This window comes from Microbacterium oleivorans (genome assembly GCF_023715745.1).
In the GTDB taxonomy this organism is placed as follows: Bacteria; Actinomycetota; Actinomycetes; order Actinomycetales; family Microbacteriaceae; genus Microbacterium; species Microbacterium oleivorans_D.
Window position 1 is genome coordinate 673416 of record NZ_JAMBOV010000001.1, and the last position, 25708, is coordinate 699123.

The window sequence follows — 25708 nt, forward strand, 5'->3', positions numbered from 1 at the left end:
CTGCCCTCCACCCGCCGACGGCGCACGGGTGGATCGCCGGCTTTACCGAGCCGTAACGCCGGTCAGCCGTCGCGGCGGGCGCCTTCGGACGGTCGCACGGTGAATACGTGCGGTTCGGTGTACCCGGCCGCGGCGAAAGCAGCGAGCACCGCGTCGCGCACAGCCGGGACGGCGGCACGCTCGACGAGTGCGATCGCGGAGCCGCCGAAGCCGCCGCCGGTCATCCGTGCGCCGATCGCGCCGTTCTCGCGCGCCGTCTCGACGGCGAGGTCGAGCTCGGGCACCGAGATCTCGAAGTCGTCGCGCATCGAGGCGTGCGACGCATACAGCAGCTCGCCGATCGCGCGGGGGCCCTGCTCACGGAGGGTGCGGACGGTGTCGAGCACACGCTGGTCCTCCGTGACGACGTGACGCACGCGGCGGTAGGTGACCTCGTCCACGAGCTCTTCGACCCGGGGCAGCTCATCGACCCTCACGTCGCGCAGTGCGGGAACACCCATCGCCGCCGCGCCGCGCTCGCAGGCCTCCCGCCGCTCGCGGTAACCGCCCGTCGAGTGCGCGTGCGCGACGCGCGTGTCGATGACCATGAGCTCCAGCCCCGCGGCGTCGAAGCCGAGGGCGACCACCTGGGCGTCGAGGCTTCGGCAGTCGAGGAAGGTGCCGGCATCCGTCTCACCGAGCATCGACGCCATCTGGTCCATGATCCCGGTCGGGGCGCCGACCGCCTCGTTCTCGGCGCGGCGTCCGGCTTGCGCGAGAGCGACGCGGTCGAGGCCGAGCCCCCACACGTCGTTGAGGGCGGATCCGGTCGCTCCCTCGATGGCCGCCGACGACGACAGACCGGCGCCGACGGGGACGTCCGACGCGAAGGCCAGGTCGACGCCGGTGACGGATGCGGCATCCGTCCCGGTCGCCTGCAGCAGCGCCCACGCGACACCGAGCGGGTACCGGGCCCACTCGACGACCTCGTCGCGGCGGCCGGGGAACAGCGCGTCGAGGTCGGCGAGGGCCACCTCGACGGGCTCGGTGTCGAAGGTGGAGACGACGCGGATGCGGCCGTCCGAGCGACGGCCGAGCGCGACGTGCGTGCGGTGGGGCGTCGCGAACGGGAAGACGAACCCGTCGTTGTAGTCGGTGTGCTCGCCGATCAGGTTGACGCGCCCGGGCGCCGACCAGAGGCCGACCGGCTCGCTGCCGGTGAGGGTCGAGAAGAGGCCGTGGGCCTCGCCGGCAGCGGTCACAGGGTGATCCCTTCGATGGCGGTGCGGAGGCGCGCGGCGGCGTCCTCCGGGGGGACGTCGCCGATCCAGGCGCCCATGGCGGCCTCGGATCCGGCGAGGAACTTGAGCTTGTCGGCGGCGCGACGGGGGCTCGTGAGCTGCAGGCTCAGTCGCACGGTGTCGCGGCCGACGTGGACCGGCGCCTGGTGCCAGGCGGCGATGTAGGGGGTCTCGGAGTCGTAGAGCGCGTCGACGCCGCGCAGCAGGCGCAGGTACAGCGGCGCGAGCTCGTCCTTCTCGGGCTCCGAGAGCGCCGCGAAGTCGGCGACGTGACGGTGCGGGAGCATGTGGATCTCCAGCGGCCAGCGCGCGGCGAAGGGCACGAAAGCCGTCCAGTGCTCGCCGCGCAGCAGGACGCGGGGACCGGCCTGCTCGAACTCGAGGATGCGCTGGAAGAGGTCGGGAGCGGTCCGGTCGATCGAATCCAGCAGGCGGGTCGTGCGCGGGGTGACGTACGGGTAGGCGTAGATCTGACCGTGCGGATGCTGCAGCGTCACCCCGATCGCCTCGCCGCGGTTCTCGAAGGGGAAGACCTGCTCGATGCCGGGAAGGGCCGACAGGGCGGCGGTGCGGTCGGCCCAGGCCTCGATCACGGTGCGGGCGCGGGTGACGGTCTGCGTACCGAACGAGCCGGTGCGCGCGGGGGAGAAGCAGACGACCTCGGTGCGGCCGACGCTCGTGCGGGTGCGGCCGAGCCCGAGGTGGGCCAGGTCGTCGAGCCCGCGCGGTGGGTCGGTCGCCGCGGGCACGTCATCGGTCGCTTCCGCGAGGGCGGGGCCGAACGACGGCGACTTGTTCTCGAAGACGGCGACGTCGTACACCGACGGGATCTCGGACGGGTTCGTGTCCGACTGCGGTGCCAGAGGGTCGAGCTCGGCGGGCGGCAGGAACGCGCGGTTCTGCCGGTTGGCCGCCACCGACACCCAGTCCCCGGTGAGGACGTCCTGGCGCATCGTGGCGGTCTCCGGCCGCGCGCCGAGGTCGCGGGCGTCGACGGCGCGCTCGGGGCCGAGGGCCGTGCCGGGGTCGTCGAAGTAGATCAGCTCGCGGCCGTCGGCGAGTCGGGTGCTGCGCTTGACGACGCCGGCGCCGAGCTCGGTCGTCTCGGCGGGGGTGGGCTCGAACTCCGTCGTGTTCACGTCAACACGGTAGCCGAGGGTCGTGTTATCGTCAACATCACGCGGATCTCCGGAGTCGGTGCCGGGGCCGCACCGGGAGGATGCCGTGCAGCGACGCGTCTCGATGGCCGACGTGGCCGCAGCTGCGGGCGTCTCGGGACAGACCGTCTCGCGGGTCGTCAACGGCAGCCCGCGGGTCGATCCCGAGACCCGGGCCCGTATCGAGGCGGCGATGGCCGACCTCGGCTACCGCCCGCATCGCGCCGCCCGGGCGCTGCGCACCGGGCGCTCCGGCACGATCGGCGTGATCGTCGCGACCCTGGCGACCGTCGGGAACTCCCGGATGCTCGAGGGCGTAGCGTCCGCCGCCGCCCGGCGCGACCTGGCGGTCACGCTCGTCTCCCTGGCCGAACGCGCGGAGATCGCCGACGCGTTCGACCGGCTGCACGACCTCGGGGTGGACGGCGCGATCGTCCTCAACGAGGCGACCGCGATCGCCGAGGGCGTCAGCCCGCCGACGGGGCTCGCGCTCGTCGCCGTCGATTCGCCCGGCGGTGGGTTCGCGACCGTCCAGTCCGACCACGCGGGCGGAGCCGAGGCGGCCACACGCCGGTTGAAAAATGCCGGCCGCCGCACGATCGCGCACGTCGCCGGTCCGACCGGTTCGTTCGCCGCCGCGGAGCGCGAGCGCGGCTGGCGAAGCGCGCTCGAGGGGCTGACGCCGCGAGAGCCGCTGCGCGGGGACTGGGGCGCGGCATCCGGACACGCGGCGGGTGTCGTCCTCGCCGCGGACCCCGGCGTGGACGCCGTGTTCGCCGCGAACGACCAGATGGCGCTCGGTGTCCTGCGCGCGCTCGCCGAAGCGGGACGCGACGACGTCGCCGTCATCGGGTTCGACGATGTGGCGGATGCCGCGGACTACCGCCCACCCCTGACGACCGTCCGCCAGGACTTCGCCGCGCTCGGCGAGGCCGCCGTCGCCGCTCTCGCCGCGACGCTCGACGGCGAGGCGCCGACGCGCACGGTCGTCCCGACGAGGCTCATCGCCCGCGGGTCGGGCTGACGCGGTCGGCGACGCTCAGCCCGCGTTGCGGCGCGCGTCCCAGCCCGTGCGCACCATCTCGTCGACGGTGTAGCGCATCTTCCAGTCGAGGTCGCGGGCGGCGAGCTCGCCGGTGGCGACGATGCGGTCGGGATCGCCGGCCCGGCGCGGTGCGATCTCGGGGGTGAAGGCGATGCCGGTGACGCGGGCGACGGCATCCATGATCTCGCGCACCGACAGGCCGTTCTGCGAACCCAGGTTGTAGGCCGGCTCGACCGGTTCGCCCGCGCGCAGGCGCTGGGCGGCAACGACGTGTGCGGCCGCGATGTCGGCGACGTGGACGTAGTCGCGCACGTTCGTGCCGTCGGGGGTGTCGTAGTCGTCGCCGTTGATGCGCGGGGTCTCACCCTTCAGCAGCATCTCGAAGACGATCGGGAAGAGGTTGTGGGGGCTCGTGTCGTAGACGGACGGGTCGCCCGAGCCGACGACGTTGAAGTACCGCAGCGAGGTGTGGCGAAGGGGTGTATCGGATGCCGCGGTCGCGACGCCCTGCGCGGCGATGAGCCACTCGCCGATGAGCTTCGATTCGCCGTACGGCGAGGCGGGACGCTTCGGCAGGTCCTCCGTGACGAGCGGGACGTCGGGCGTGCCGTAGACGGCCGCGCTCGACGAGAACACGATGTTCGTGACCCCGGCATCCGCCATCGCCGCGAGGACGACACGGGTGCCCTCGACGTTCTGCTCGTAGGTGTGCAGGGGGCGCTGCACCGAGACGCCCGCGTATTTGAAACCTGCGACGTGGATGACGCCCTCGACGCCGTGGTTCCGGAGGGTGTCCGCGACGAGCGCCTGGTCGAGGATCGTGCCCTGGACGAAGGGGACCCCCTCGGGCACGAACGACGCGTGCCCGCTTGACAGGTCGTCGAGGACCACTGGGTCGAGACCCGCCTCGGCGAGAGCGCGGACGATGTGCGCGCCGATGTACCCAGCGCCTCCGGTGACGAGCCAACTCATGGTGCCGAGCCTACTGGCGCGGGACGGACGCTCCCGACGCGCGCAGCCCTAGGAACCCAGCGCCGCCGCGACGACCGTCCGGGCCTCCTCCTGCACCTGTGCGAGGTGCTCGGGTCCCTTGAGGCTCTCGGCGTACAGCTTGTAGACGTCCTCGGTGCCGGACGGGCGTGCGGCGAACCAGGCGTACTCGGTCTGCACCTTGAGTCCGCCTATCGCCGCCCCGTTGCCGGGTGCGTGCGACAGCTTCGCCGTCACGGGGTCGCCGGCCAGCTCGCTCGCCGAGACGGCGTCGCCCGACAGCTTGGAGAGAGCGGCCTTCTGCTCGGGCGAGGCGGGGGCGTCGACGCGCTGATAGGCGGATGCGCCGAACTCGGCCTCGAGCTCGGCGTAGCGCTGCGACGGGGTCTTGCCGGTGACGGCCAGGATCTCCGCCGCCAGCAGGCAGAGGAGGATGCCGTCCTTATCCGTCGTCCAGACCGTGCCGTCCTTGCGGAGGAACGACGCGCCGGCGGACTCTTCGCCGCCGAAGGCGACGGAACCGTCGAGCAGACCCGGCACGAACCACTTGAAGCCCACGGGGACCTCGAGCAGCGTGCGACCGAGCGAGGCGGCGACCCGGTCGATGATCATCGACGACACGAGGGTCTTGCCGATCGCAGCATCCTGCGGCCAGCCCTCGCGGTGGCGGTAGAGGTAGTCGATCGCGACGGCGAGGAAGTGGTTCGGGTTCATGAGGCCCGCATCGGGGGTCACGATGCCGTGGCGGTCGGCGTCGGCGTCGTTGCCGGTGAGGATGTCGAACTCGTCGCGCCGGGCGACGAGGGCGGCCATGGCCGAGGGGGAGGAGGGGTCCATGCGGATCTTCTCGTCCCAGTCGAGCGTCATGAACCTCCAGGTCGGGTCGACCTCGGGATTCACCACCGTGAGATCGAGCCCGTAGCGCTCGCCGATCAGGGCCCAGTACTCCACCGAGGCGCCGCCGAGCGGGTCGGCTCCGATCCGCACGCCCGAGCGCGCGATCGCCTCGACGTCGATGATCGAGGCGAGGTCGGCGACGTATCCCTCACGGAAGTCGTACTGGCCGAGCGTCGCGTCGTCGATGTCGGCGTGACGGACCCGCGTGACGCCCTCGAGTCCGGCCTCGATCAGCTGGTTCGCCCGGTCGGCGATCCAGCCCGTCGCGTCGGTGTCGGCAGGGCCGCCGTGCGGCGGGTTGTACTTGAAGCCGCCGTCGCGGGGCGGGTTGTGCGACGGGGTGACGACGATGCCGTCGGCACGACCGGCATCCGCCTCGCCACGCCCCTTGTTGTAGGTGAGGATCGCGTGGCTGAGGGCAGGGGTCGGCACCCACGAGTCGCGGCTGTCGACGCGCACGTCGACGCCGTTCGCGACGAGGACCTCGATCGCGGTGTGCTCCGCGGGCAGCGACAGTCCGTGGGTGTCCCGGCCGAGGAAGAGCGGGCCGGTGATGCCCTGCGCCGCGCGATAGTCGACGATCGCCTGCGTCGTGGCGAGGATGTGGTCTTCGTTGAAGCTCCGCGACAGGGACGAGCCGCGATGGCCGCTCGTCCCGAAGGCGACCCGCTGCGCGGCGACCGCGGGGTCGGGCTTCAGGTCGTAGTACGCGCCGATGAGGGCGTCCACATCGACGAGGTCAGAGGCTTCGGCTGGCTGTCCTGCGCGGCTCATCCGCCCAGTCTGCCAGGGAACGCGGGCGTCGGCGCCTGCGTGTCGCCGATCTGCACGATCGATCAGGCCGGCAGTCGTCCGTCGCCCGCGGCCATGCGGCTCGCGTGCTCGCCGAGCGCGTCGAGCACCGCACGGAGGCCGGGCGAGTCCGACATGGTGCGGCGGTGGATCGCCGACACCGCGCGCGTCGATTCGGGCGAGACGGTCGGGACGGCGACGAGGTCGGGGCCGAGCGGCGGGCGGCCCAGACGCGGCACGAGGGCGACGGCGATGCCCGCGCGAGCGATCTCGAGGTGGTTCTCGAACTCCATCGACTCGTGCACGATGCGGGGCGCACCGCCGACACCGTCGAACAACCGCCGCAGCCACTGCCGGCAGATCGTCGACTCGAACGTCGCGACCCACGGCTCGCCGCCGATGTCCTCCGGCCGGAGCTCCGAGCGATCCGCGAGCGGGTGGTCGCGGTGCAGGATCACGTCGGCGACGTCGGTGAACAGCGGCTCCTCGACGAGGTGGTCCGGGATCGCGAGCGCGACATTGCCCCAGCGGTGCGCGAGCCCGACGTCCCGCTGACCCGACGCGACGAGGGCCACCGTCTCCCACGGTTCGCTCTCGCGCAGGGGCAGTCGCAGATCCGGATGCCGGCGGCCGAGGTCGGCGAGCACCGGGACCATCATCCCGCGCACGACGGTCGAGAACGCCGCGATGCGGATCTCACCCGAGATCCGGTCGGGTTCTCCGCCGCCGTGCAGATCGGCCCGCACGCGTTCCAGGTCGGCGAGGATCGGCGTCGCCGAGACGACCAGGCGTGTCGCCGCCTCGGTCAGCACGACGCCGCGTCCGACCCGCTCGAGCAGAGCGACACCGGTGTCGCGTTCGAGGCGCTTGATCTGCTGCGACACCGCCGACGGAGTGAACCCGAGGGCGTTCGCGGCGGCGGCGACACTGCCCTCCGTCGCGATGCTGCGCAGAGAGACGACGGCCTCGAGATCGATCATGAAGCGATGCTACCGATTCACCGTGCGAAATCATCGCTTGTCCTTCCGGATGCTGCCGGGGTGGACTGATCAGCGTGACCCGACGTGACATGCTCCTCGCCGCCCTCGTCGCCTCGCTCTGGGGCCTGAACTTCGTCGTCATCGACTGGGGGATGAGCGGCATCCCACCGCTGCTCTTCGTCGCGATCCGCTTCGCCGTCGTGGGACTCGCCGCCGTCGTGGTGCCGCGCCCCACGACGGGGTGGCGCGTGATCGTCGGCGTCGGACTGTTCATGAGCCTCGGGCAGTTCGCGCTGCTCTACTCGGCGCTCGCCCTCGGACTCAGCCCCGGACTCGCCGCGCTCCTGCTGCAGGCGCAGGCGGTGTTCACGATCGTGCTGGCGGCCGCCGCGCTGCGGGAACGGCCCACCGTGCCACAGGCGATCGGTGTCACCCTCGGGGTCATCGGCCTCGCGATCGTCGCGGTCTTCCGCGGTGGCGACGCGCCCGTCGTCGCCGTGTGTTTCGCGCTGGCGGCGGCGCTGTCGTGGGCGGTCGGCAACGTCATCTCGCGACGTGCCGGTGTCGTGACCGGAGTCGGACGCGGGGGAACGCTCTCGCTCACCGTCTGGTCGTCCCTCGTCGTGCCCGTCCCCGCCGTCGCGCTCTCGATGGTGATCGACGGTCCGGTCGCGATCGGTGCGGGCCTCTCCGCCATCGGTCCTGCCGCCATCGTGTCGACGGCCTACACGGCGGGGCTGTGCACCCTGTTCGCGTACGCCGTCTTCAACGGACTGCTCGGACGCAACCCCTCGGCGGCCGTCGTGCCGTGGATCCTGCTCGCCCCCGTCGTCGCGATGGTCTCCGCCGCGCTGCTGCGGGGCGAGACGCCGAGCGTCGGCGAGGTGGTCGGCGGAGCGGTGCTCGTGGCGGGGGTTCTGGTCACCGGCATCCGTCGTCGTCCCGTCCGTCCGGCGGAAGAGGCTGTGGAGGCGCCCATTAGGCTGTCGGCGTGACCCCCGAGCCCCCGGCCGCCCCCTCCCGTCGCACGTACAGCTTCCTGGGCCCCGCCGGAACCTTCACCGAGGCCGCCCTCGCCCAGGTTCCCGAAGCCCGCGACCAGAACTGGCGCCCCGTCCGCAACGTCGGTGAGGCGCTCGCCGATGTCGTCGAGGGGCGATCGGATGCCGCGATGATCGCGATCGAGAACTCGGTCGACGGCGGCGTCTCCACCACCCAGGACGCGCTCGCGACGGTGCCCGGCTTGCGCATCGTCGGGGAGTACCTCGTCCCCGTCGAGTTCGTGCTGGTCGCCAAGCCGGGCGTGCGGCTCGAGGACGTCTCACTCATAGCCGCCCACCCGGTCGCCTACGCACAGTGCCTGACGTGGCTCACGCAGACGCTGCCCGAGCACTCGCACATCCCGGCCTCGAGCAACGTCGCCGCCGCGGTCGGCCTCGTCGACGGCGGGATCACCGCGGATGCCGCGATCGCCCCGCCCGGCATCCTGAAGCTCCACGACCTCGAGCTGCTCGCCGAGAAGATCGGCGACAACCCGCACGCCGTGACCCGCTTCGTGCTCGTCAGCCGGACTGCTCCGCCGCCCGCCCCGACCGGCGCCGACAAGACCTCGCTCATCGTCGAGCTGCCCGAGGACCACCCTGGCGCCCTCCTCGAACTGCTCGAGCAGTTCGCCACGCGCGGCATCAACCTGTCGCTGCTCGCTTCGCGCCCGATCGGTGACGAGCTGGGCCGTTACCGCTTCGTCATCGACGCCGACGGGCACATCGAGGACGAGCGGATGGCCGACGCCCTCCTGGGGCTGCGGCGCTTCTCGCCGCGCGTCCTCTACCTCGGCTCGTACCCGCGCGCCGACCGGGCCATCGTCCGCTACCCGCAGCGCTACTCCGACGAGATCTTCGTCGAGGCCCGTGACTGGCTTCGGGGTCTGGTGTCGGGCGAGCCCGAGGCCTGACCCGCGCCTCGCCGGCGACACCTTCGAGGTCCGGCGCCACGCGGGCTGCGGAACCGGTGACCGCGGCGCCTGCGCGCGGAATCTCCGAGGCCGCCGTCCGACGTGGGCGTGAGTCAGGCCGCCAGCAGCTCGAGCGTGCGGATGCGGGAGGGCGCGGCATCCATCGGCTCGCCCTCGGTCGCCGCGGCCACCGGCGAGACCATGACCTCGTCCACGCCGTGGCGGGCGGCGAACTCCGCGAGCCGGGCGCGGACCTCGGGACCGGTCCCCACGAACCACCGCGACATCATCGCGTCGAATACCGGTGCGGCCAGGCCGTCGGAGGCCTCGGCCGAGGCGGCGTGCTCGACGGTCTCGAGCGCGGTGAGGGGCTTCCCGCCGCGCAGCCGCGCCATCATCCGCGCCTGGGGCAGCGCCGCGGCGCGCGCCTGCTCGTCGGTGTCGGCGACGACCGCGTTCGCCGTGACGAAGGTGCGCGGCTCCGCGAGGGTCTCGGAGGGCTGGAACTGCCCGCGGTACAGGTCGAGCGCCCGCTCGAGGCCCTCACCCGAGAAGTGATTCGCGAAGACGTAGGGCAGTCCCATCCCGGCCGCCAGCTGCGCCGAGTAGTCGCTCGAGCCCAGCAGCCAGACTTCGGGGGACCCCGTCGACGCCGGCGTCGCGCGCACGTCGTAGGTGCCGCCGGAGGTGAACCGCAGTGTCGCTCCCTCGGCGGAGACGAGCGAGCGGATGTCGGTGATGTGGTTCGGGAACCGCTCGACGTCGCTCGTCGTGCCCGACTGCCGCAGCAGCTGCGTGATGACGGGATCCGACCCGGGCGCGCGCCCGATGCCGAGGTCGATGCGGCCGGGGGCGAGCGCCTCGAGGGCGGCGAACTGCTCGGCGACCACGAGCGGGGAGTGGTTCGGCAGCATGACGCCGCCCGATCCGACACGGATGCGGCGGGTGCGGGTCGCGGCCGCAGCGATCAGCACGGGCGGAGTGGTCGAGGCGACGGCCGGCATGTTGTGATGCTCCGCGAACCAGTAGCGGCGATAGCCGAGGTCGTCCGCGCGCTGGGCGAGGGCGAGCGAGGCGGCGATGGCCTGGCTGCTGGTCTGCCCGGTGCGGACGGGGACGAGGTCGAGGACGGAGAGGGCCGGGGTCGCAGTGCTCATATCCTGGGCTGCAACCGGCGCGGGTCCCCCGGCATTCCGTGCCGAGGCCGATCAGGCCGAGTCGCGCCAGACGACGGGGCAGGGGAGGACCGTGCCGCCGGCATCGGGATCCTCGCCGCGGAGTTGACGGAGGACCGACTCGGCGGCGGCGCGGCCGAGCTCATCGGCGGGCTGGTGCACGGTCGACAGGGGCGGATCGCAGCGCAGCGCCCACGAGCTGTCGTCGAAGCCGACGATGCCGATGTCCTCGGGGATGCGCCGACCCGCGGCCTGGAGGACGTCCATCGCCCCGGCGGCGACGGCGTCGCTCGAGGCGAAGACGCCGTCGATGTCAGGCGCGCGCTCGAGGAGCGCCCGCATCCCGGCCTGCCCGTCGGAGTACGAGTAGAGCGGCACGGATTCGACGAGGCTCGGTTCGAACCGGGACCCGAGGGCGTCGACGAAGCCGGCGAGACGATCCGAGCCCGAGTCGCGGTCGAGCGCGGAGGCGATCATGCCGATGCGCTTCCGGCCGGTGGCTGCCAGGCGTGTCGTGATCTCGCGCGCGGCGCCGCGGTTGTCGATCGCGACGTAGGCGGCGTCGCCGATGTCGCGCGGGTGGCCGACGAAGGCGGCCGGCAGGCCGAGGTCGGCGATAGCGCGGGTGATCGGGTCGCCGACGCGCGCCGAGACGATGATGACGCCGTCGATCAGCCCGCCGCTCAGATAGCGCGCGAGTCGCTCGATGTCGCGGGTGGTGTCGGCGATCATGAACGACAGCTGGTAGTCCGCCTCCGAGAGGGCGGCATTCGCGCCGAGCAGGATCGAGCCGATGTTGGGGTCCTCGACGAAGAGCGAATGCGGCTCGTGCACGATGAGGCCGATGGCCTGCGAGCTCTGCATCACGAGGCTCCGCGCGGCACGATTCGGGACGAACCCGACCTTCGCAATGGCCGCTTCGATGGCTTCGCGTGCTTCGTCCGAGACGTAGGGCTGCCCGTTCAGGACCCGGCTGACCGTTCCGCGCGAGACGCCCGCCTCGATCGCCACGTCCTTGACCGTTGCGCGGCGGCGTCGACCCACGGTCTCTGTGCGATCGATGCTCACGCGTTCATCGTATGTGCACGCACACAACCGCACGGGTGCCTGCGCCGCCGTGTTTGACACACATCTTCACCCGATCTACCCTGTACACGTTCACAGAGCCTCAACGCGGAGAAACACCGTTCGGACCTGTGCACGTTCACAGGATCCAGAGGAGAACATGTCGGTCCCCGCCCGCCCCTTCGAGCACGACGGCATCGCGTTCGGTTGCGACTACAACCCCGAACAGTGGACGCCGGACGTCTGGGACGAGGACATCGCGCTCATGCGCGACGCCGGCGTCGATCTCGTCGCGATCAACATCTTCGGCTGGGCGCACATCGAGCCGCGCGCGGGGGAGTACGACTTCTCCCGCCTGGACGACATCGTCGAGCGGCTGCACACCGCCGGCATCCGCATCAACCTCGGTACCGGCACCGCGTCGACGCCTGCGTGGCTGACCACCGCGCACCCCGAGATCCTCCCGGTCGTCGAGGACGGCACCCGCCGCTACCCCGGGGGCCGTCAGGCATGGTGCCCGAGCTCACCGGTCTACCGCGAGGCCGCCCTCGCCCTCGTCGACGCTGTCGCCGCGCGCTACGGCTCGCACCCGGCGATCGCGCTGTGGCACGTCTCGAACGAACTCGGATGCCACAACGCGCTGTGCCACTGCGACGAGAGCGCCGGCGCGTTCCGCGAATGGCTGCGGGCGCGGTACGGCACGGTCGCCGAGGTGAACCGCGCGTGGGGGACCGCGTTCTGGAGTCAGACGTACTACGAGTGGGACGAGATCCTCACCCCGCGGGCCACCCTCTCAAGCCGAAACCCCGGCCACGTCCTCGACTTCCACCGGTTCAGCAGCGACGCGCTGCTCGAGCACTACCGCGCCGAGGCCGAGGTCATCCGCGCCCGCAGCGAGGTCCCGATCACGACCAACTTCATGGTCACGGCGCACATCGAGAACCTGGACTACTGGTCCTGGGCAGGCGACATGGACATCGTCGCGAACGACCACTACCTGGACCACCGCCTGGGCGACCCCCGATCCGAGCTCGCCTTCGCCGCCGATCTCTCCCGCGGGCTCGGTCAGGGCGCTCCGTGGATCCTCATGGAGCACTCGACGGGTGCCGTCAACTGGCAGCCGCTGAACACGCCCAAGGCCCCGGGCGAGATGATCCGCAACTCCCTCACCCACGTCGCACGCGGCGCCGACGGCGTCTGCTTCTTCCAGTGGCGTGCCTCGGTGCAGGGCAGCGAGAAGTTCCACTCCGCGATGCTGCCGCACGCCGGCACCGACTCCGCCGTCTGGCGCGAGGTCGTCGAGCTCGGCGGCATCGTCGACCGCATCGGCGAGATCGCGGGCTCGCGCGTCGAGAGCGACGTCGCCCTGCTCTTCTCGTGGGAGTCCTGGTGGGCGAGCCAGAGCGAGACCCGCCCCAGCCAGTCCCTCGGCTACCTCGACCAGGTGCACGCCTCCTACCGCGCCCTCCACGCGAACGGGCTGACCGTCGACGTGGTCGCCCCCGGCGCCGACCTGTCCGCGTACCGCTTGGTCGTCGTCCCGGGCCTGCACCTCATGACCGAAGCGGATGCCGCGGTCCTCACCGCGTGGATCGCCGCCGGAGGTACCGCCCTGATCACGTTCTCGACCGCCATCGTCGACGAGAACGACCGCGTCTACACCGGCGGCTACGCAGGCCCGCTCCGTGAGGCGCTGGGCCTGCACATCGAGGAGTTCGCCCCGGTCGCGCCCGGTCTCGCCCTCACCCTGACCGACGGATCCACCGCACGGCTCTGGTCGGAGCGCTCCCGCACGACGACCGCCGAGGTCGCGGCATCCTTCACCGACGGCCCTGCCGAAGGGATGCCGGCGCTCACCCGCAACATCTGGGGTGACGGGACCGCGCACTACCTCGCGACGCTTCTCAGCGACGCCGATTACCGTGACCTGGTGGCGCGTCTCTCCGCCGAAGCCGGCGTGGCGCCCGCCGCTCCCATCCGGCCGGCCGCCGGCGATCTCGAGATCGTCCGGCGCCGCGGGGAGGGCGCGTCCTATCTCTTCGTGATCAACCACGGCGAGACCGACGTCCGGGTCGACTCCGACGGCCTGGACCTCGTGACCGGCGCAGAGGTCGCCGGCGGCATCACCGTGCCTGCGGGTGCGGTGCGCATCATCAGAGAGGAGGCGGCCGCATGACCGCCACGGAACTCCTCGTGACGCGTTCGTCGGCGAAGCCGTCGCGCGCGAAGCGGACCCCGCGGGCGAAGACCCCGCACAAGGGGGCGATCGCGGTCTTCACCGGACCATTCGGCATCCTCTTCCTGCTCTTCTACCTGATCCCGATCGGGTACGCGATCTGGCAGTCGCTCCTGGTCGTCCAGCGCGACGGACTCTACGGCGAGCCCACCGAGGTGTTCGGCGGGCTGACGCAGTACATCCAGGTGTTCCAGAACGCGCCGTTCTGGGAGTCGGTCGGCCGCGTGCTGCTGTTCGGCGTCGTGCAGGTCCCGGTCATGCTCGGCCTCGCGCTGCTGTTCGCGCTGCTGCTCGATTCCCCGGTCCTGAAGGGCAAGCGGTTCTTCCGCCTCGCCTTCTTCGCCCCCTACGCCGTCCCCGGCGTCATCGCCGCGATCATGTGGGGTTTCCTCTACTCGCCGAACCTGTCGCCGTTCACCGACGTCACCCGCGCCGTCGACTTCCTCTCTCCCGAGATGGTCCTGTGGTCGATCGCGAACGTCGTGACCTGGGTCTTCGTCGGCTACAACATGCTGATCATCTACTCGGCGCTGCTGGCGATCCCCGCCGAAGTGTACGAGGCGGCGCGTCTCGACGGTGCCGGCCAGATCCGCATCGCCTGGTCGATCAAGATCCCGATGGTCGCTCCCGCGATCATCCTCACGGCGGTGTTCTCGATCATCGGCACCCTGCAGCTGCTCGCCGAGCCCCAGGTGTTCCGCTCGTTCAGCTCGGCGGTCTCGTCGACGTACACCCCGAACATGACGATCTACGCGACCAGCGCCGTGCCGAACCCCTACCTCGCGGCGGCCTTCTCGGTCGTGCTGGCGCTGGCCACCTGCGTCCTGTCGTTCGCGTTCTTGAAGCTCACCCAGCGGAAGGCCGAGCAATGAGCCTCCTCACCCGTACCGACGGCGCCCTGGCCGTCGACCCGCCGAAGAGCCGGGGACCGCGCGAGAGCGTCCTGTCGCGCACCGCCGCCCTGCTGGTCATGGGCGTGTTCACGCTGTACTTCCTGGTGCCGATCTGGTGGCTGTTCATCGCCTCGACGAAGGACCGCGGTCAGCTGCTGACCACGAACGCCCTGTGGTTCGCCGACTGGAACCTGTTCGCCAACATCGGCGACCTCGTCTCGTACAACGACGGCATCTACTTCCGCTGGCTGCTCAACAGCCTCGCCTACGCCGGCCTCGGGGCGCTGCTCGCCACCGTCTTCGCCGGAATGGCCGGGTACGCCCTCGGCAAGTACAACTTCCGCGGCCGTGAGGCGTTCTTCAACATCGTGCTCGGCGGCGTCCTGGTTCCCGCGACCGCCCTCGCCCTGCCGCTGTTCCTGCTGTTCAGCCAGGTGAACCTGACCAACACCTTCTGGTCGGTCCTGCTCCCCAGCATCGTCAGCCCGTTCGGTGTCTACCTCGCTCGCATCTACGCATCGTCGTCGGTGCCCGACGAACTCATCGAGGCGGCGCGCCTGGACGGCTCGGGCGAGGTGCGGACGTTCTTCACCGTGTCGTCGCGCCTCATGGCGCCGGCGCTCGTGACGATCTTCCTCTTCCAGTTCGTCTCGATCTGGAACAACTTCTTCCTGCCGCTGATCATGCTGCGCAGTCAGGAGCTGTTCCCGGTCACCTACGGCCTCTACACGTGGAACACGCAGCTCAACCAGATCCCCGAGCTGCGCACCTACGTCCTGGTCGGCGCGTTCCTGTCGATCGTGCCGCTCATCATCGCCTTCCTCTTGCTTCAGCGCTTCTGGCGCAACGGGCTGGGCACCGGTTCCGTGAAGTGAGTCCCCGCCGCGGGCGGCACCCGCGGCATCCCTGCAGTACCTGTCCTGTCAGACCCGATCAACGATCAGATTGGAAATCCCATGCAGCACACCAAGAAGGCAGTCGTCGCCGGCGTCGCACTGCTCACGGCGTTCACCCTGGCCGGCTGCGCCGGCGGCAGCGGTGGCGCAGGCAACGGCGGCGGCGCAGCCGATCCCGCAGCCTGCGCCCCGTCGGACGGCGAGGTCACCCTCGACTTCACCTCGTGGATCCCCGGCATCGAGGACGTCGTGAAGATGTGGAACGACGAGAACCCCGACATCCAGGTCAAGGTCCAGACGGGCCCCAACGGCAACTCGGGCACGTACTCGAGCTTCTTCAGCCAGCTCGAGGCCGGCAACGCCCCCGACCTCGGTCAGATCGAGTACGACGCGCTCTCGAGCTTCCGCGTGCAGGACGGCCTCGAGGACCTCTCCGCGTGCGAGGACGTCGCTGCGGCGGAGGACGAGTTCATCCCGTGGACCTGGAACCAGGTCACCCTCGGCACCGACGGCGTCTACGGCATCCCCCAGGACTCCGGCCCCATGGCGCTGTTCTACCGCTCCGACCTCTTCGAGCAGAACGGCATCGAGGTCCCCACCACGTGGGACGAGTACAAGGAGGCCGCCAAGAAGGTACGGGAGGCCGGCGGCTACATCACCAACTTCTCGACCGCCGACATCAACCAGTTCGCCGGCTTCGTCTGGCAGACCGGTGGTGACTTGTTCTCCAACGACGGCAGCTCGTGGAAGGTCAACCTGGCCGGCGACCAGTCCAAGACCGTCGCCGACTACTGGCAGGAGCTCATCGACGAGGACCTCGTCTCGACCTACCCGGCCTGGACCGAGGAGTGGAACAACGCCTACAACTCGGGCGAGGTCTGGACCTGGAACTCGGCCGTGTGGGGTGCCAACTCCATCTCGTCCGGCGCTCCCGACACCGCCGGCAAGTGGTCGGTCGCCCCGTCGCCGCAGTGGGAGGCGGGCGAGAAGGCCGCCGGCAACTGGGGCGGATCGTCGATCGCCGTCTTCAAGGGCACCGAGCACCCGTACGAGGCTGCGAAGTTCGCGCTGTGGCTGAACACCTCCGACGAGGCCCTCACCGCCCTCAACGAGTCGGCGAACATCTATCCCGCCACGACGAAGGGGCTGACCCTCCCGTCGCTGCAGGAGGGTGTCGAGTTCTACGGCGGGCAGAAGATCTACGACGTCTTCGCCGAGGCCGCGGCTCAGGTCAACCCCGACTTCGTGTGGGGCCCGACCATGACGCAGACCTACGCCGACGTGTCGGACGGCTTCCAGAAGGCCGCCACCGGTCAGGGCACGCTGTTCGAGGCGCTCGAGGCTGCGCAGACCAAGACGGTCGACGCGCTCAAGGCGCAGTCCATCCCCGTCTCCGAGTGACCACTCGCTGACACCGGTTCAGTGACACGGATCCACTGACACGGATCCACTGACACCACGCATCCGCGCCGCGGGTCGGGCCCCAGGGCTCCGATCCGCGGCGCGGTCGCGTTCGGGCGATCACTCGCGTGCGGCCTCCTTCACCTTCTCGTAGGCGTCGAGCGCGTTCTGACGTGTCGCCTTCAGATCGACGATCGGCTGCGGCGGCTGCCCGTCGGCATCCCGGTATTCCGGAGCCCACTCCCCGATGTACTCGCGCTTCTTGTCGAACTTGTCGGCCTGCAGCTCGGGGTTGAAGACACGGAAGTAGGGTGCCGCGTCGGCGCCCGACCCCGCGACCCACTGCCAGTTGAACGGGTTGCTCGCCCCGTCGGCATCGACCAGGCAGTCCCAGAACCACTCCTCGCCGCGGCGCCAGTCGATCATCAGGTTCTTGATGAGGAAGGATGCCGTGACCATGCGCACGCGGTTGTGCATGTAGCCCGTCTCCCACAGCTCTCGCATGCCGGCATCCACCATCGCGTAGCCGGTCCGGCCCTTCTGCCAGGCCTCCAAGGCGGAGGGCTTCAGGCGCGGCCAGGGGAAGGCGTCGAACTCCCGCCGGAGGTTCTTCGTCGCGAGGTCGGGGAAGTGGTACAGCGTGTGCCAGGCGAACTCGCGCCATCCGATCTCGGACAGGAATTGCGACGAGCCCGTTGTCTCGACGGCTTCGTGCCAGACGGTGTGAGGGCTGAGCTCCCCCCAGCGCAGTCGGGGCGACAGCATCGACGTCGCCCCCGCAGCGGGGCGGTCCCGCGCGGCACCGTAGTGGCCGAGGTCCTCGTCGAGGAACTCCCGCAGTCGGCGTCGTGCCGCCGGTTCGCCCGGCTCCCACGTGTCGCGCAAACCCTGCGCCCAGTCCGGCGCGGTCGGCAGCAGCTGCCAGTCGTCGAGGTCGTCCGAGGCGGGAGGGCGGGACGGGCCGGGCACCTCGCGCGCCTCCGGCAGGGGGGCGCGCGGGGCGGGCTGCGCGAGGCACGCCCGCCAGAAGGGGCTGTAGACCGAGAAGTGGCGGCCCGCTCCGGTCTGGATGGTCCAGGGCTCGAACAGGACGGATGCCGCGAACGACGCGACCTCGGTGCCGTCGTCCCGCAGGGCGGATTTCAGCCCCGCATCGACCTCGCGCTCGGGTCCGCCGTATCGGCGGTTCCAGAAGACGGCGCCCGCTCCCGTCTCGTCGACGAGCTCGCTCACGACGCGATCGGCCGGCCCGCGACGCAGGATCAGCCGGGAGCCGCGCTCGGCCAGACGCTCCGCCAGCGACGCGAGCGAGTGGTGCAGCCACCAGCGGGCCGCCCCGCCGAGGGGACGGATGCCGTCGGACTCCTCGTCGAGGACGTACAGGCCGATGACGGGCTCGCCGCGGTCGAGTGCCGCGCGGAGGGCGGGATGGTCGGCGAGGCGGAGGTCGTCGCGGAACCAGACGATCGAGGGGGACGGCATGACCTCATCCTGGTCATCGCCTGCGGCCGGCGCCGCCCCTTGCAATCCGGCGCGGAATGCCTCAGACGGCCTCGACGGAGTGCCCGCGCGGGATCGCGAGGGTCAGTCCGCCGGGGATCACGCGCACCGCGATCCGGGTGGCCTCACCGAACTCGTCGCCGTCGAGCTGCACCGGGTGGGCTTCCTCGGCGGCCAGGTCGATGCCCTTGCCTCGCGAGTACCGCACCGAGTTGTCGGCGGTGCGAAGGGAGAGGATCTTGCGGCCGGTGCGGAACTTGCGGAGCACGCTGTTGTCCCACGCGAGGCGACGCCACACGAGCAGCCAGCCGAACGCGGAGCGCGGCTGCAGGATCGCGACGTCGAGCTCACCGTCGGTGATGGATGCCTCGGGGATGAGTTCGAGCCCCGCCTGCAGCGACCCGCAGTTGGCGAAGAGCACGCTCTGTACGTCGGCGCGATGGATCCGGTGGCCGGGCACCTGGTAGACCACGGGGAAGGGCTTGGCCTGCGCGATCGACCGCGCGGCGCCGTCGACGTAGGCGACCCAGCCGACCTTCTTCTTCAGGTCGCTGTTGGTGTTCGCGATCATCGCAGCGTCGAGGCCCATGCCGCCCATGACGACGAAGGCGTGCTCGGTGGTCTCGCCGTCGGGTCGGCGCAGCTGCGCGAGGCCGACGTCGATGGCGAGGGTGTCGCCGTCGAAGGTGGCGGCGATCATCGCGGCGGGTTCGTCGAGGGGGAGGCGGAGATTCCGGGCGAGGAGATTGCCGGTCCCGCTGGGGACAATCGTGAGGGGCACGGAGGATCCGGTCATCGCCTCGCTCACGGCGCGGACCGTGCCGTCGCCACCGGCGACGAGGATCGCGTTCACGCCCTCCTTCAGCGCCTGGCGGGCGACGTCGTCGCCGAGGTCGTCGACCGTGGTCTCGTAGAAGAGGGGTTCGGACCAGCCGGCATCCTTCGCTGACTGCGCCACCTGCTCGCGCAGGGCGTCGCCGTCGACCTTGATCGGGTTGTAGACGAGCGCGGCCTTGGGGCTCGGGCGGCCCTCCTCGTCGGGCATCGGCTCGGTGGAGCCGCTGCGGTCGACGCGACGAGCCTCGCCGGTCTCGCCGTCGTGCGTGTCCGCCGAGATGTCGTCGGGTTCGCGGATGACACCGTCCGGTTCTGCCGCGGAAGCCGGGTCGTGCGCGTCGTCGGAGCCGTGCGTCGTGCCGGGATCGGTCGTCATGCGTACAGGATAGGGCCCGGCATCCGTCTCTCGGGGCCCCTTGCGCGCCCGTGCGATCCGCACCAGGGGAGGGCGCCGGGAGGCCCGCGACTAGACTCGTCGGGTGATCGATCTCGCTCTCCTCCGTGACGACCCGGACCTCGTGAAGCGCTCGCAGGAAGCGCGCGGCGAGTCGCCCGACACCGTCGACGCCGCCCTCGCCGCCGACCGGGAGCGGCGCGCGGCGATCACCGCCTTCGAGGAGCTCCGCGCCGAACAGAACGCGCACGGCAAACGCGTCGCGAAGGCGCCGAAGGACGAGAAGGCGGCGCTCGTCGCCGAGGCGAAGGACCTCAGTGAGCGAGTGAAGGCCGCGCAGCAGGCGGTCACCACCGCCGAGGAGGCCGCCTCGGCCGCTCTCTCGCGCATCGAGAACATCGTCGTCGACGGCGTGCCCGCCGGGGGCGAGGACGACTTCATCACACTGCGCACCCACGGGGAGCCGGCGGCATTCGACTTCGAACCGCGCGACCACCTCGCCCTCGGCGAGATGCTCGGCGCGATCGACACCGAGCGCGGCGCGAAGGTCTCGGGGGCGCGATTCACCTTCCTCACCGGCATCGGGGCGCGACTCGAGCTCGCCCTCATGAATCTCGGCCTGCAGCGCGCACTCGAGGCCGGCTTCATCCCGATGATCCCCCCGACGCTCGTGCGAGCGGAGGTCATGCGCGGCACCGGCTTCCTCGGTCAGCACGCGGACGAGGTCTACCACCTCGACGACGACGACCTGTACCTCGTCGGCACGAGCGAGGTCCCTCTCGCCGGCTACCACATGGACGAGATCCTCGACCTCGAGGCGGGCGCGAAGCGATACGCGGGCTGGTCGACGTGCTACCGCCGCGAGGCGGGCTCGTACGGCAAGGACACGCGCGGCATCATTCGCCTGCACCAGTTCAACAAGCTGGAGATGTTCGTCTACACGACGCCCGACGACGCCGAGGCCGAGCACCTGCGCCTCGTCGAGATGCAGGAGCGGATGCTGCAGGACCTCGGGCTCGCCTACCGCGTGATCGACGTCGCCGCCGGCGACCTCGGCTCCTCCGCCGCCCGCAAGTACGACGTCGAGGCGTGGGTCCCGACGCAGGGCGCCTACCGCGAGCTCACGTCGACGTCGAACTGCACGACGTACCAGGCCCGTCGCCTCGACATCCGCTACCGCCCCGAGGGCGGTCGCACCGCGCCGGTCGCGACCCTCAACGGCACCCTCGCGACGACCCGGTGGATCGTCGCCCTGCTCGAGACGCACCAGCGCGAGGACGGCTCGGTCGTCATCCCCGAGGTCCTGCGCCCCTACCTGGGTGGCCTCGAGGTGGCGGAGCCGATCGCGTGAGTCCCGAGGACGCCCCTGCCACCGGCGAGCTGCGCGCGGTCTCTGCGGACGAGGCCGCCGACGTCGTCGAGGAGATCGCGACGGATGCCGCCGAGTCTCCGCGCGAGCGACTGCTCATCGCGCTCGACGTGGACGGGACGATCCTGCTCGAGGACGAGACCTACAGCCCGGGCGTGATCGACGCGGTCGCCGATGCGCAGCGGGCCGGGCACGAGGTCATGCTCGCGACGGGACGCTCGTGGGAGGGCACCCGTCACGTCCTGGAGGGGCTGGCGCTGACGCCCGAGTACGTCGTGTGCTCCAACGGCGCCGTCATCCTGCGACGCACCGGCCCCGCCGGGAGCACGGCCTACGAGCGGTTCCACACCGAGGAGTTCGACGCGACCGAGGTCCTGACCCTGCTGCGCGACCATCTGCCGACCGCCCGCTACATGGTCGAGCTGCCCGACGGTCGTCGGCTCTACACCGACCGGATGGACGAGTGGAACGTCTCGCGCGCCGACCGGGTCCCGTTCGAGGAGCTCTCGGCGCACCCCGTCTCGCGCGTCGTCGTGGTGTCCGAGAAGGGCACCGACCAGGACTTCCTCGACCTCGTGTCGCGGATCGGCCTGAACGAGGTCTCGTACGCCGTCGGGTGGTCGGCGTGGCTCGACATCGCCCCGCAGGGCGTCGACAAGGCGACGGGGCTCGAGATGGTGCGCCGTTGGCTCGGCGTCGCGCCGTCGAACGTCGTCGTCATCGGCGACGGCCGCAACGACATCGGGATGTTCCGGTGGGCGCGGGCCCACGGCGGACGCGCGATCGCGATGGGTCAGGGGCCTGACGAGGTGACCTCGGAGGCGTCGGAGCTCACGGCATCCGTCACCGAGGGCGGCGTCACCGCGGTGCTGAAGGCCCTCTGACCGGCCCGTTCAGGCCGCATCCAGGCGCGCCCGCGAGAATAGACGGGTTCTGGGGTCGGCTAGACTCGGCCTGTTCGACCGAGGCCATCTGCGCGGTCGGGAGGGTTGTCCGAGCGGCCGAAGGATCCGGTCTTGAAAACCGGTGGGCAGCAATGTCCCGTGGGTTCGAATCCCACACCCTCCGCACTGTCCGAAAGGTGATCCGTGAGCGCAAGGCATGACGCGAAGGCGACGAAGTTCCGCCGTCAGCCCGTCGCCCGTCACGGAGCGCTCACGTCGCCGCATCCGCTGCGACAGGTCTTCACGATCCTCGCCGCGATCGTCGCCGTCGCCCTGGTCAGCACCGTCGCGATCGGCGGATTCTACGTATGGGATGCCGCGCGCAGCCTGGACGAGAACGGCGTGACGATCGGCGACGACGCCCCGCTTCCGCCCCACATCGGCGAGATCGAGGGCGGCGTCAACATGCTGATCGTCGGAACCGACTCATGCGAGGGGCAGGACCTCAAGCTCTTCCCGCGCTGCGCCCACGATGACGGCGGGGAGCGTAACGACGTCACGATGCTCGTGCACATCAGCGACGCGCCCCGCCGTGTGACCGTGGTGTCGTTCCCGCGCGACATGATCGTGCCGATCCCGGCGTGCGAGAACCCCGACGGCGGCTCGTACCCCGCGTTGAGCGCGCAGATGATCAACACCTCCTACAGCTACGGCGGGCTCAGCTGCTCGGTGGCGACCGTCGAGGAGCTGACGGGTGTCGACATCCAGTTCGCCGGTGCCATCCGGTGGACCGGCGTGATCAACATGTCCGACGCGATCGGCGGCGTCGACGTATGCCTCAGCGGTGACATCAAGGACAGCCACACCGGGCTCGACCTCGCGGCCGGTGAGCACACCCTCGTCGGTGCGGAGGCGCTGCAGTTCCTCCGCATCCGTCACGGCATCGGCGACGGATCCGACCTCGGGCGCATCTCGAACCAGCAGCAGTTCATGAGCTCGCTCGTGCGCAAGCTGCAGTCGGGCGAGGTGCTCTCGAATTACCCGGCCCTTCTGAACCTCGCGAACACCGCCCTGCGCCAGGTCAACGAGAAGCAGCTGATCCTCAGCGAGTCGCTCACCAACCCGCAGCGGATGGTCCAGATCGCGATGGCCGTCGCGGACGTGCCCTACAAGGACATCGTCTTCGTGCAGTACCCCACCGTGTACGCACCGGGCGGAGCTCGTGTGCTGCCGGTGACGTCGGCTGCCGACGTGCTGTTCACGGCGCTGTCCGAGAACAAGCCGATCCGCGTCACGGGTGCGGCGAGCGGCGGGAACGGCGTCGAGGTCGTCGGCGAGGCGGGCGACCCGAACGCCACGCCCGACCCGACCGGCACGCCGACGGGGACAGCAGACCCCGACTCCACTGCGACGCCGCCGGCGACCGCGGACGGCACCGTCGACCTGCCCGGGGAGATCACGGGCCAGTCGGCCAACGAGGTCACCTGCACCGTCGCGCAGCGCTGACGCTCGGTTCGGCGCGGCGCCCGCGAGCGGTTATGCTTGCGTGGTGCATCCGCGCCGTCCGCGGCCGGATGCCTGGAGACGTCGCATAGTCAGGCCTAGTGCACCACCCTGCTAAGGTGGAGTCCCCTTTAGGGGACCGAGGGTTCAAATCCCTCCGTCTCCGCCATGAGAAGCCCCGGTTCGCCGGGGCTTCCGGCGTTTCGGAGCGAGCCGTCGGCGCGCGGTCACACTGGGAAGGCGCTTTCCCATAGGCTGGTGCCCCCGCTCTTCTCCAGGAAGTGACGCATGTCCGTTCGCATCGAAGTCGGCAACCGTGACCTCGAGATCGTCGTGGTCGCGGATGACGGTGCACCGCCGCGACTGCTCCGATGCGGCCCTCCTTCCTGGGCCGCGGACCTGCCCGCCGGCCAGCCGCTCATCGAGATCGTCACGGGTGACTCCGGGCACGCGCCGTCGTCGTCGAGGATCACCTACGGCGAGCTGAGCAGTCGACTCCGCTACGTCGACCATGCCGTCACGGACCTGCCGGGCGGTTGGACCGAGCTCACCCTCACCACGAGGGAGACGCAGCCCGGTCCGGCGCATCGGCTGGGGACCGTCACAGGGCTCGGCCTCGAGGCCGTCGTGCGCGTCACCGTACCGCCGACGGGCTGCGCCCTGCGCTCCGAGGTCACCGTCACCAACGCCGCGGATGCCCCGGAACCGCGCACCCTGACCTCCGTCGCGAGCGCGGCACTGCACGTCGCGCTCGGGCACGACGCCGATTCGGCCCCGGACGCGCTCACCCTCGCCACGGCGCGCAACGACTGGATCGGCGAGTCCCGCTGGCGCGTGGCGCCGCTGCGCTCCTCGGGCCTCGAGGAGCTCGGCCTGGGCGAGCGCACCGTCGGAAGTCGCGGACACGTGAGCGTCGCCTCGCGCGGCACGTGGTCCACCGGGGGTCACCTCCCGTGCGGTGCCCTGTGGAACACGGCCGATGGTGCGGCCGTCGTCTGGCAGGTGGAGAACAACGGTGGCTGGCGCTTCGACATCGCCGAGAACGCCGAGGGCACCTCGCTCGCGCTCAGCGGGCCCACCGAGGACGACCACCGCTGGCTCGCCGTCCTCGCCCCCGGTCAGAGCTTCACGACCGTGCCTGCCTCTCTCGCCTTCGGCGACGACCTCGATGCGGCCGCCGCCGCGATGACGGGCCTCCGACGGCTCAGCCGTCGGGCGCACCCCGACAACGAAGAGCTGCCGGTCGTCTACAACGACTACATGAACACCCTCATGGGCGACCCGACGACCGAGAAGCTGCTGCCGCTGATCGACGCCGCTGCCGACGCCGGGGCCGACTACTTCGTGATGGATGCCGGGTGGTACTCCGACACCGACGACTGGTGGTCGACCGTCGGGGACTGGATCCCCTCGACCGTCCGCTTCCCCGGCGGCATGGGGCTCGTCTTCGACCGCATCCGGGAGCGCGGCATGCGCCCGGGGATCTGGCTGGAGCCCGAGGTCGTCGGGGTCGACGCCGAGGCCGCGAAGCGACTGCCCAGGGAGGCGTTCTTCCTCTCCCGCGGGGTCCCGGTCGTCGAGAGCGAGCGGCTGCACCTCGATCTGCGCCACCCCGCGGCGCGCGCCCATCTCGACGCGGTGATCGACCGTCTGGTGGCGGAGTTCGGCATCCGCTACTTCAAGTTCGACTACAACGTCACCGTCGCCCGTGGCACCGATCACGACGCCGACAGCGCCGGTGCGGGCCTGCTCGCATACAACCGCGCCCACATCGACTGGCTCGCCGGCATCCTCGACCGCCACCCCGATGTCACCCTCGAGAACTGCGGTTCCGGTGCCATGCGGGCGGACTGGGCGATGCTCTCGGTCTCACAGCTGCAATCGACCAGCGACCAGGAGGAGGCGGAGTTCTCGGCCCCGATCGCCGCCGCCGCGCCGTTCGCCATGCTCCCCGAGCAGGCGGCCAACTGGGCGTACCCCGCCGCCGACATGTCGCCGGAGAAGACGGCGTTCACCCTCGCCAACGGTGTGCTGGGTCGTCTGTACCTCTCCGGCTTCCTGCACCTGCTCAGCGCCGACCAGAAGGAACTCGTGGCCGAGGCGGTCCGCGTGCACAAGGATCTGCGCCCTTTCATCCGAACCGCGACCCCCTCGTGGCCGCTCGGACTCGAGCAGCGCGACGAGCCGTGGCAGGCACTGGCCCTGCGCGATGAGACGCAGACTGTCCTGACCCTCTGGCATCAGGACGGTGCGGCGACGGACGTGCGGGTACCCCTCCCGTCCCTTCGGGGGCGCGACGTCGACGTCGAGGTCCTCTTCCCGGCCAGCGCTCCGGCGTGGGAGATCGCATGGTCGCCTGAAGGCGGGGTCCTCGAGGTGACCGCCGGGGAGCCCTGCCTCGCCGCTCGCGTGCTGCGACTGACTCCGCAGTAGTGTTACGCCGCGACTTGCACGGCCGTC

Annotated in this window: 20 protein-coding genes and 2 tRNA genes; 13 read left to right on the forward strand and 9 right to left on the reverse strand. The window is 70.9% G+C overall.

Annotated features, from left to right (window positions below):
- Nucleotides 1-62 precede the first annotated feature (62 nt).
- Nucleotides 63-1241 (reverse strand): galactokinase, encoded by a 1179-nt coding sequence (gene galK, locus M3190_RS03110; protein ID WP_251578203.1) that lies wholly within the window; start codon nucleotides 1239-1241, stop codon nucleotides 63-65.
- Nucleotides 1238-2419 carry a galactose-1-phosphate uridylyltransferase gene (gene galT, locus M3190_RS03115; protein WP_251578205.1) on the reverse strand — a complete coding sequence of 394 codons (1182 nt, stop codon included), beginning with the start codon at nucleotides 2417-2419 and terminating at the stop codon, nucleotides 1238-1240. The genes galK and galT overlap by 4 nt, the downstream gene beginning before the upstream one ends.
- Before the next feature lie 103 nt (nucleotides 2420-2522).
- Between galT and M3190_RS03120 the strand changes: the two genes are divergently transcribed.
- Nucleotides 2523-3461: a LacI family DNA-binding transcriptional regulator gene (locus M3190_RS03120; protein WP_251578993.1), complete on the forward strand. Its 939-nt coding sequence runs from the start codon at nucleotides 2523-2525 to the stop codon at nucleotides 3459-3461.
- A gap of 15 nt (nucleotides 3462-3476) precedes the next feature.
- On the opposite strand, the gene galE is transcribed toward M3190_RS03120, so the two are convergent.
- From galE to M3190_RS03135, 3 genes are all read right to left on the reverse strand, one after another.
- The gene (gene galE / locus M3190_RS03125) at nucleotides 3477-4454 is read right to left on the reverse strand and encodes a UDP-glucose 4-epimerase GalE (protein ID WP_251578207.1); all 978 of its coding nucleotides are present in this window, start codon (nucleotides 4452-4454) and stop codon (nucleotides 3477-3479) included.
- A gap of 48 nt (nucleotides 4455-4502) precedes the next feature.
- Nucleotides 4503-6143: a phosphoglucomutase (alpha-D-glucose-1,6-bisphosphate-dependent) gene (pgm, locus tag M3190_RS03130; RefSeq protein ID WP_251578209.1), complete on the reverse strand. Its 1641-nt coding sequence runs from the start codon at nucleotides 6141-6143 to the stop codon at nucleotides 4503-4505.
- Between the two features lie 62 nt (nucleotides 6144-6205).
- Complete coding sequence (locus M3190_RS03135; RefSeq protein WP_251578211.1) at nucleotides 6206-7141, reverse strand: LysR family transcriptional regulator; 936 nt, start codon at nucleotides 7139-7141, stop codon at nucleotides 6206-6208.
- 74 nt (nucleotides 7142-7215) lie between these two features.
- Between M3190_RS03135 and M3190_RS03140 the strand changes: the two genes are divergently transcribed.
- Both M3190_RS03140 and pheA read left to right on the forward strand, forming a co-directional pair.
- Entirely contained in the window at nucleotides 7216-8136 is a 921-nt protein-coding gene (locus M3190_RS03140; RefSeq protein WP_251578213.1) for an EamA family transporter, read from the forward strand.
- The gene (gene pheA, locus M3190_RS03145) at nucleotides 8133-9095 is read left to right on the forward strand and encodes a prephenate dehydratase (RefSeq protein WP_251578215.1); all 963 of its coding nucleotides are present in this window, start codon (nucleotides 8133-8135) and stop codon (nucleotides 9093-9095) included. Before M3190_RS03140 ends, pheA begins: the two co-directional genes overlap by 4 nt.
- A gap of 113 nt (nucleotides 9096-9208) precedes the next feature.
- Here pheA and M3190_RS03150 read toward each other — a convergent pair whose 3' ends face one another.
- Nucleotides 9209-10252: an LLM class flavin-dependent oxidoreductase gene (locus M3190_RS03150; protein WP_251578217.1), complete on the reverse strand. Its 1044-nt coding sequence runs from the start codon at nucleotides 10250-10252 to the stop codon at nucleotides 9209-9211.
- A gap of 51 nt (nucleotides 10253-10303) precedes the next feature.
- Nucleotides 10304-11338, reverse strand: coding sequence for a LacI family DNA-binding transcriptional regulator (locus tag M3190_RS03155; RefSeq protein WP_251578219.1), 1035 nt, complete (start codon nucleotides 11336-11338; stop codon nucleotides 10304-10306).
- A gap of 157 nt (nucleotides 11339-11495) precedes the next feature.
- On the opposite strand from M3190_RS03155, the gene M3190_RS03160 reads away from it, so the two are divergent.
- The 4 genes from M3190_RS03160 (at nucleotide 11496) to M3190_RS03175 (ending at nucleotide 16761) form a co-directional block, all read left to right on the forward strand.
- A complete protein-coding gene (locus tag M3190_RS03160; protein WP_251578221.1) occupies nucleotides 11496-13511 on the forward strand; it encodes a beta-galactosidase in 2016 nt (671 codons plus the stop codon).
- Nucleotides 13508-14443 carry a carbohydrate ABC transporter permease gene (locus tag M3190_RS03165; protein WP_251578223.1) on the forward strand — a complete coding sequence of 312 codons (936 nt, stop codon included), beginning with the start codon at nucleotides 13508-13510 and terminating at the stop codon, nucleotides 14441-14443. The genes M3190_RS03160 and M3190_RS03165 overlap by 4 nt, the downstream gene beginning before the upstream one ends.
- Entirely contained in the window at nucleotides 14440-15339 is a 900-nt protein-coding gene (locus M3190_RS03170) for a carbohydrate ABC transporter permease (protein ID WP_251578226.1), read from the forward strand. The genes M3190_RS03165 and M3190_RS03170 overlap by 4 nt, the downstream gene beginning before the upstream one ends.
- An 81-nt stretch (nucleotides 15340-15420) precedes the next feature.
- Nucleotides 15421-16761: an ABC transporter substrate-binding protein gene (locus M3190_RS03175; RefSeq protein WP_251578228.1), complete on the forward strand. Its 1341-nt coding sequence runs from the start codon at nucleotides 15421-15423 to the stop codon at nucleotides 16759-16761.
- 120 nt (nucleotides 16762-16881) lie between these two features.
- Here M3190_RS03175 and M3190_RS03180 read toward each other — a convergent pair whose 3' ends face one another.
- Nucleotides 16882-18243: a cryptochrome/photolyase family protein gene (locus tag M3190_RS03180; protein ID WP_251578230.1), complete on the reverse strand. Its 1362-nt coding sequence runs from the start codon at nucleotides 18241-18243 to the stop codon at nucleotides 16882-16884.
- A gap of 61 nt (nucleotides 18244-18304) precedes the next feature.
- Nucleotides 18305-19474 (reverse strand): diacylglycerol/lipid kinase family protein, encoded by a 1170-nt coding sequence (locus M3190_RS03185; protein WP_251578232.1) that lies wholly within the window; start codon nucleotides 19472-19474, stop codon nucleotides 18305-18307.
- A 103-nt stretch (nucleotides 19475-19577) separates the two neighbouring features.
- Here M3190_RS03185 and serS point away from each other — a divergent pair, with 103 nt between their 5' ends.
- From serS to M3190_RS03215, 6 genes are all read left to right on the forward strand, one after another.
- Entirely contained in the window at nucleotides 19578-20843 is a 1266-nt protein-coding gene (gene serS / locus M3190_RS03190; RefSeq protein WP_251578234.1) for a serine--tRNA ligase, read from the forward strand.
- Nucleotides 20840-21745, forward strand: a complete 906-nt coding sequence (locus M3190_RS03195) for an HAD-IIB family hydrolase (RefSeq protein ID WP_251578236.1) — start codon at nucleotides 20840-20842, stop codon at nucleotides 21743-21745. The genes serS and M3190_RS03195 overlap by 4 nt, the downstream gene beginning before the upstream one ends.
- Nucleotides 21746-21844: 99 nt before the next feature.
- Nucleotides 21845-21929, forward strand: a tRNA-Ser gene (locus tag M3190_RS03200).
- Nucleotides 21930-21949: 20 nt separating this feature from the next.
- Nucleotides 21950-23251: an LCP family protein gene (locus M3190_RS03205; protein ID WP_251578238.1), complete on the forward strand. Its 1302-nt coding sequence runs from the start codon at nucleotides 21950-21952 to the stop codon at nucleotides 23249-23251.
- Nucleotides 23252-23325: 74 nt separating this feature from the next.
- Nucleotides 23326-23417: transfer RNA gene (locus M3190_RS03210), tRNA-Ser, on the forward strand.
- A gap of 119 nt (nucleotides 23418-23536) precedes the next feature.
- On the forward strand, nucleotides 23537-25681 hold the full coding sequence (locus M3190_RS03215; protein WP_251578239.1) for a glycoside hydrolase family 36 protein: 2145 nt from the start codon (nucleotides 23537-23539) through the stop codon (nucleotides 25679-25681).
- Nucleotides 25682-25708 lie beyond the last annotated feature (27 nt).

Excerpts from the sequence above, each read along its gene's own strand:
- M3190_RS03120 (WP_251578993.1), top strand. The coding sequence starts at position 2,523 with ATGGCCGACGTGGCCGCAGCTGCGGGCGTCTCGGGACAGACCGTCTCG.
- galE (WP_251578207.1), bottom strand. The coding sequence starts at position 4,454 with ATGAGTTGGCTCGTCACCGGAGGCGCTGGGTACATCGGCGCGCACATC.
- pgm (WP_251578209.1), bottom strand. The coding sequence starts at position 6,143 with ATGAGCCGCGCAGGACAGCCAGCCGAAGCCTCTGACCTCGTCGATGTG.
- M3190_RS03135 (WP_251578211.1), bottom strand. The coding sequence starts at position 7,141 with ATGATCGATCTCGAGGCCGTCGTCTCTCTGCGCAGCATCGCGACGGAG.
- M3190_RS03150 (WP_251578217.1), bottom strand. The coding sequence starts at position 10,252 with ATGAGCACTGCGACCCCGGCCCTCTCCGTCCTCGACCTCGTCCCCGTC.
- M3190_RS03160 (WP_251578221.1), top strand. The coding sequence starts at position 11,496 with ATGTCGGTCCCCGCCCGCCCCTTCGAGCACGACGGCATCGCGTTCGGT.
- M3190_RS03165 (WP_251578223.1), top strand. The coding sequence starts at position 13,508 with ATGACCGCCACGGAACTCCTCGTGACGCGTTCGTCGGCGAAGCCGTCG.
- M3190_RS03170 (WP_251578226.1), top strand. The coding sequence starts at position 14,440 with ATGAGCCTCCTCACCCGTACCGACGGCGCCCTGGCCGTCGACCCGCCG.
- M3190_RS03175 (WP_251578228.1), top strand. The coding sequence starts at position 15,421 with ATGCAGCACACCAAGAAGGCAGTCGTCGCCGGCGTCGCACTGCTCACG.
- M3190_RS03180 (WP_251578230.1), bottom strand. The coding sequence starts at position 18,243 with ATGCCGTCCCCCTCGATCGTCTGGTTCCGCGACGACCTCCGCCTCGCC.
- M3190_RS03185 (WP_251578232.1), bottom strand. The coding sequence starts at position 19,474 with ATGACGACCGATCCCGGCACGACGCACGGCTCCGACGACGCGCACGAC.
- M3190_RS03215 (WP_251578239.1), top strand. The coding sequence starts at position 23,537 with ATGTCCGTTCGCATCGAAGTCGGCAACCGTGACCTCGAGATCGTCGTG.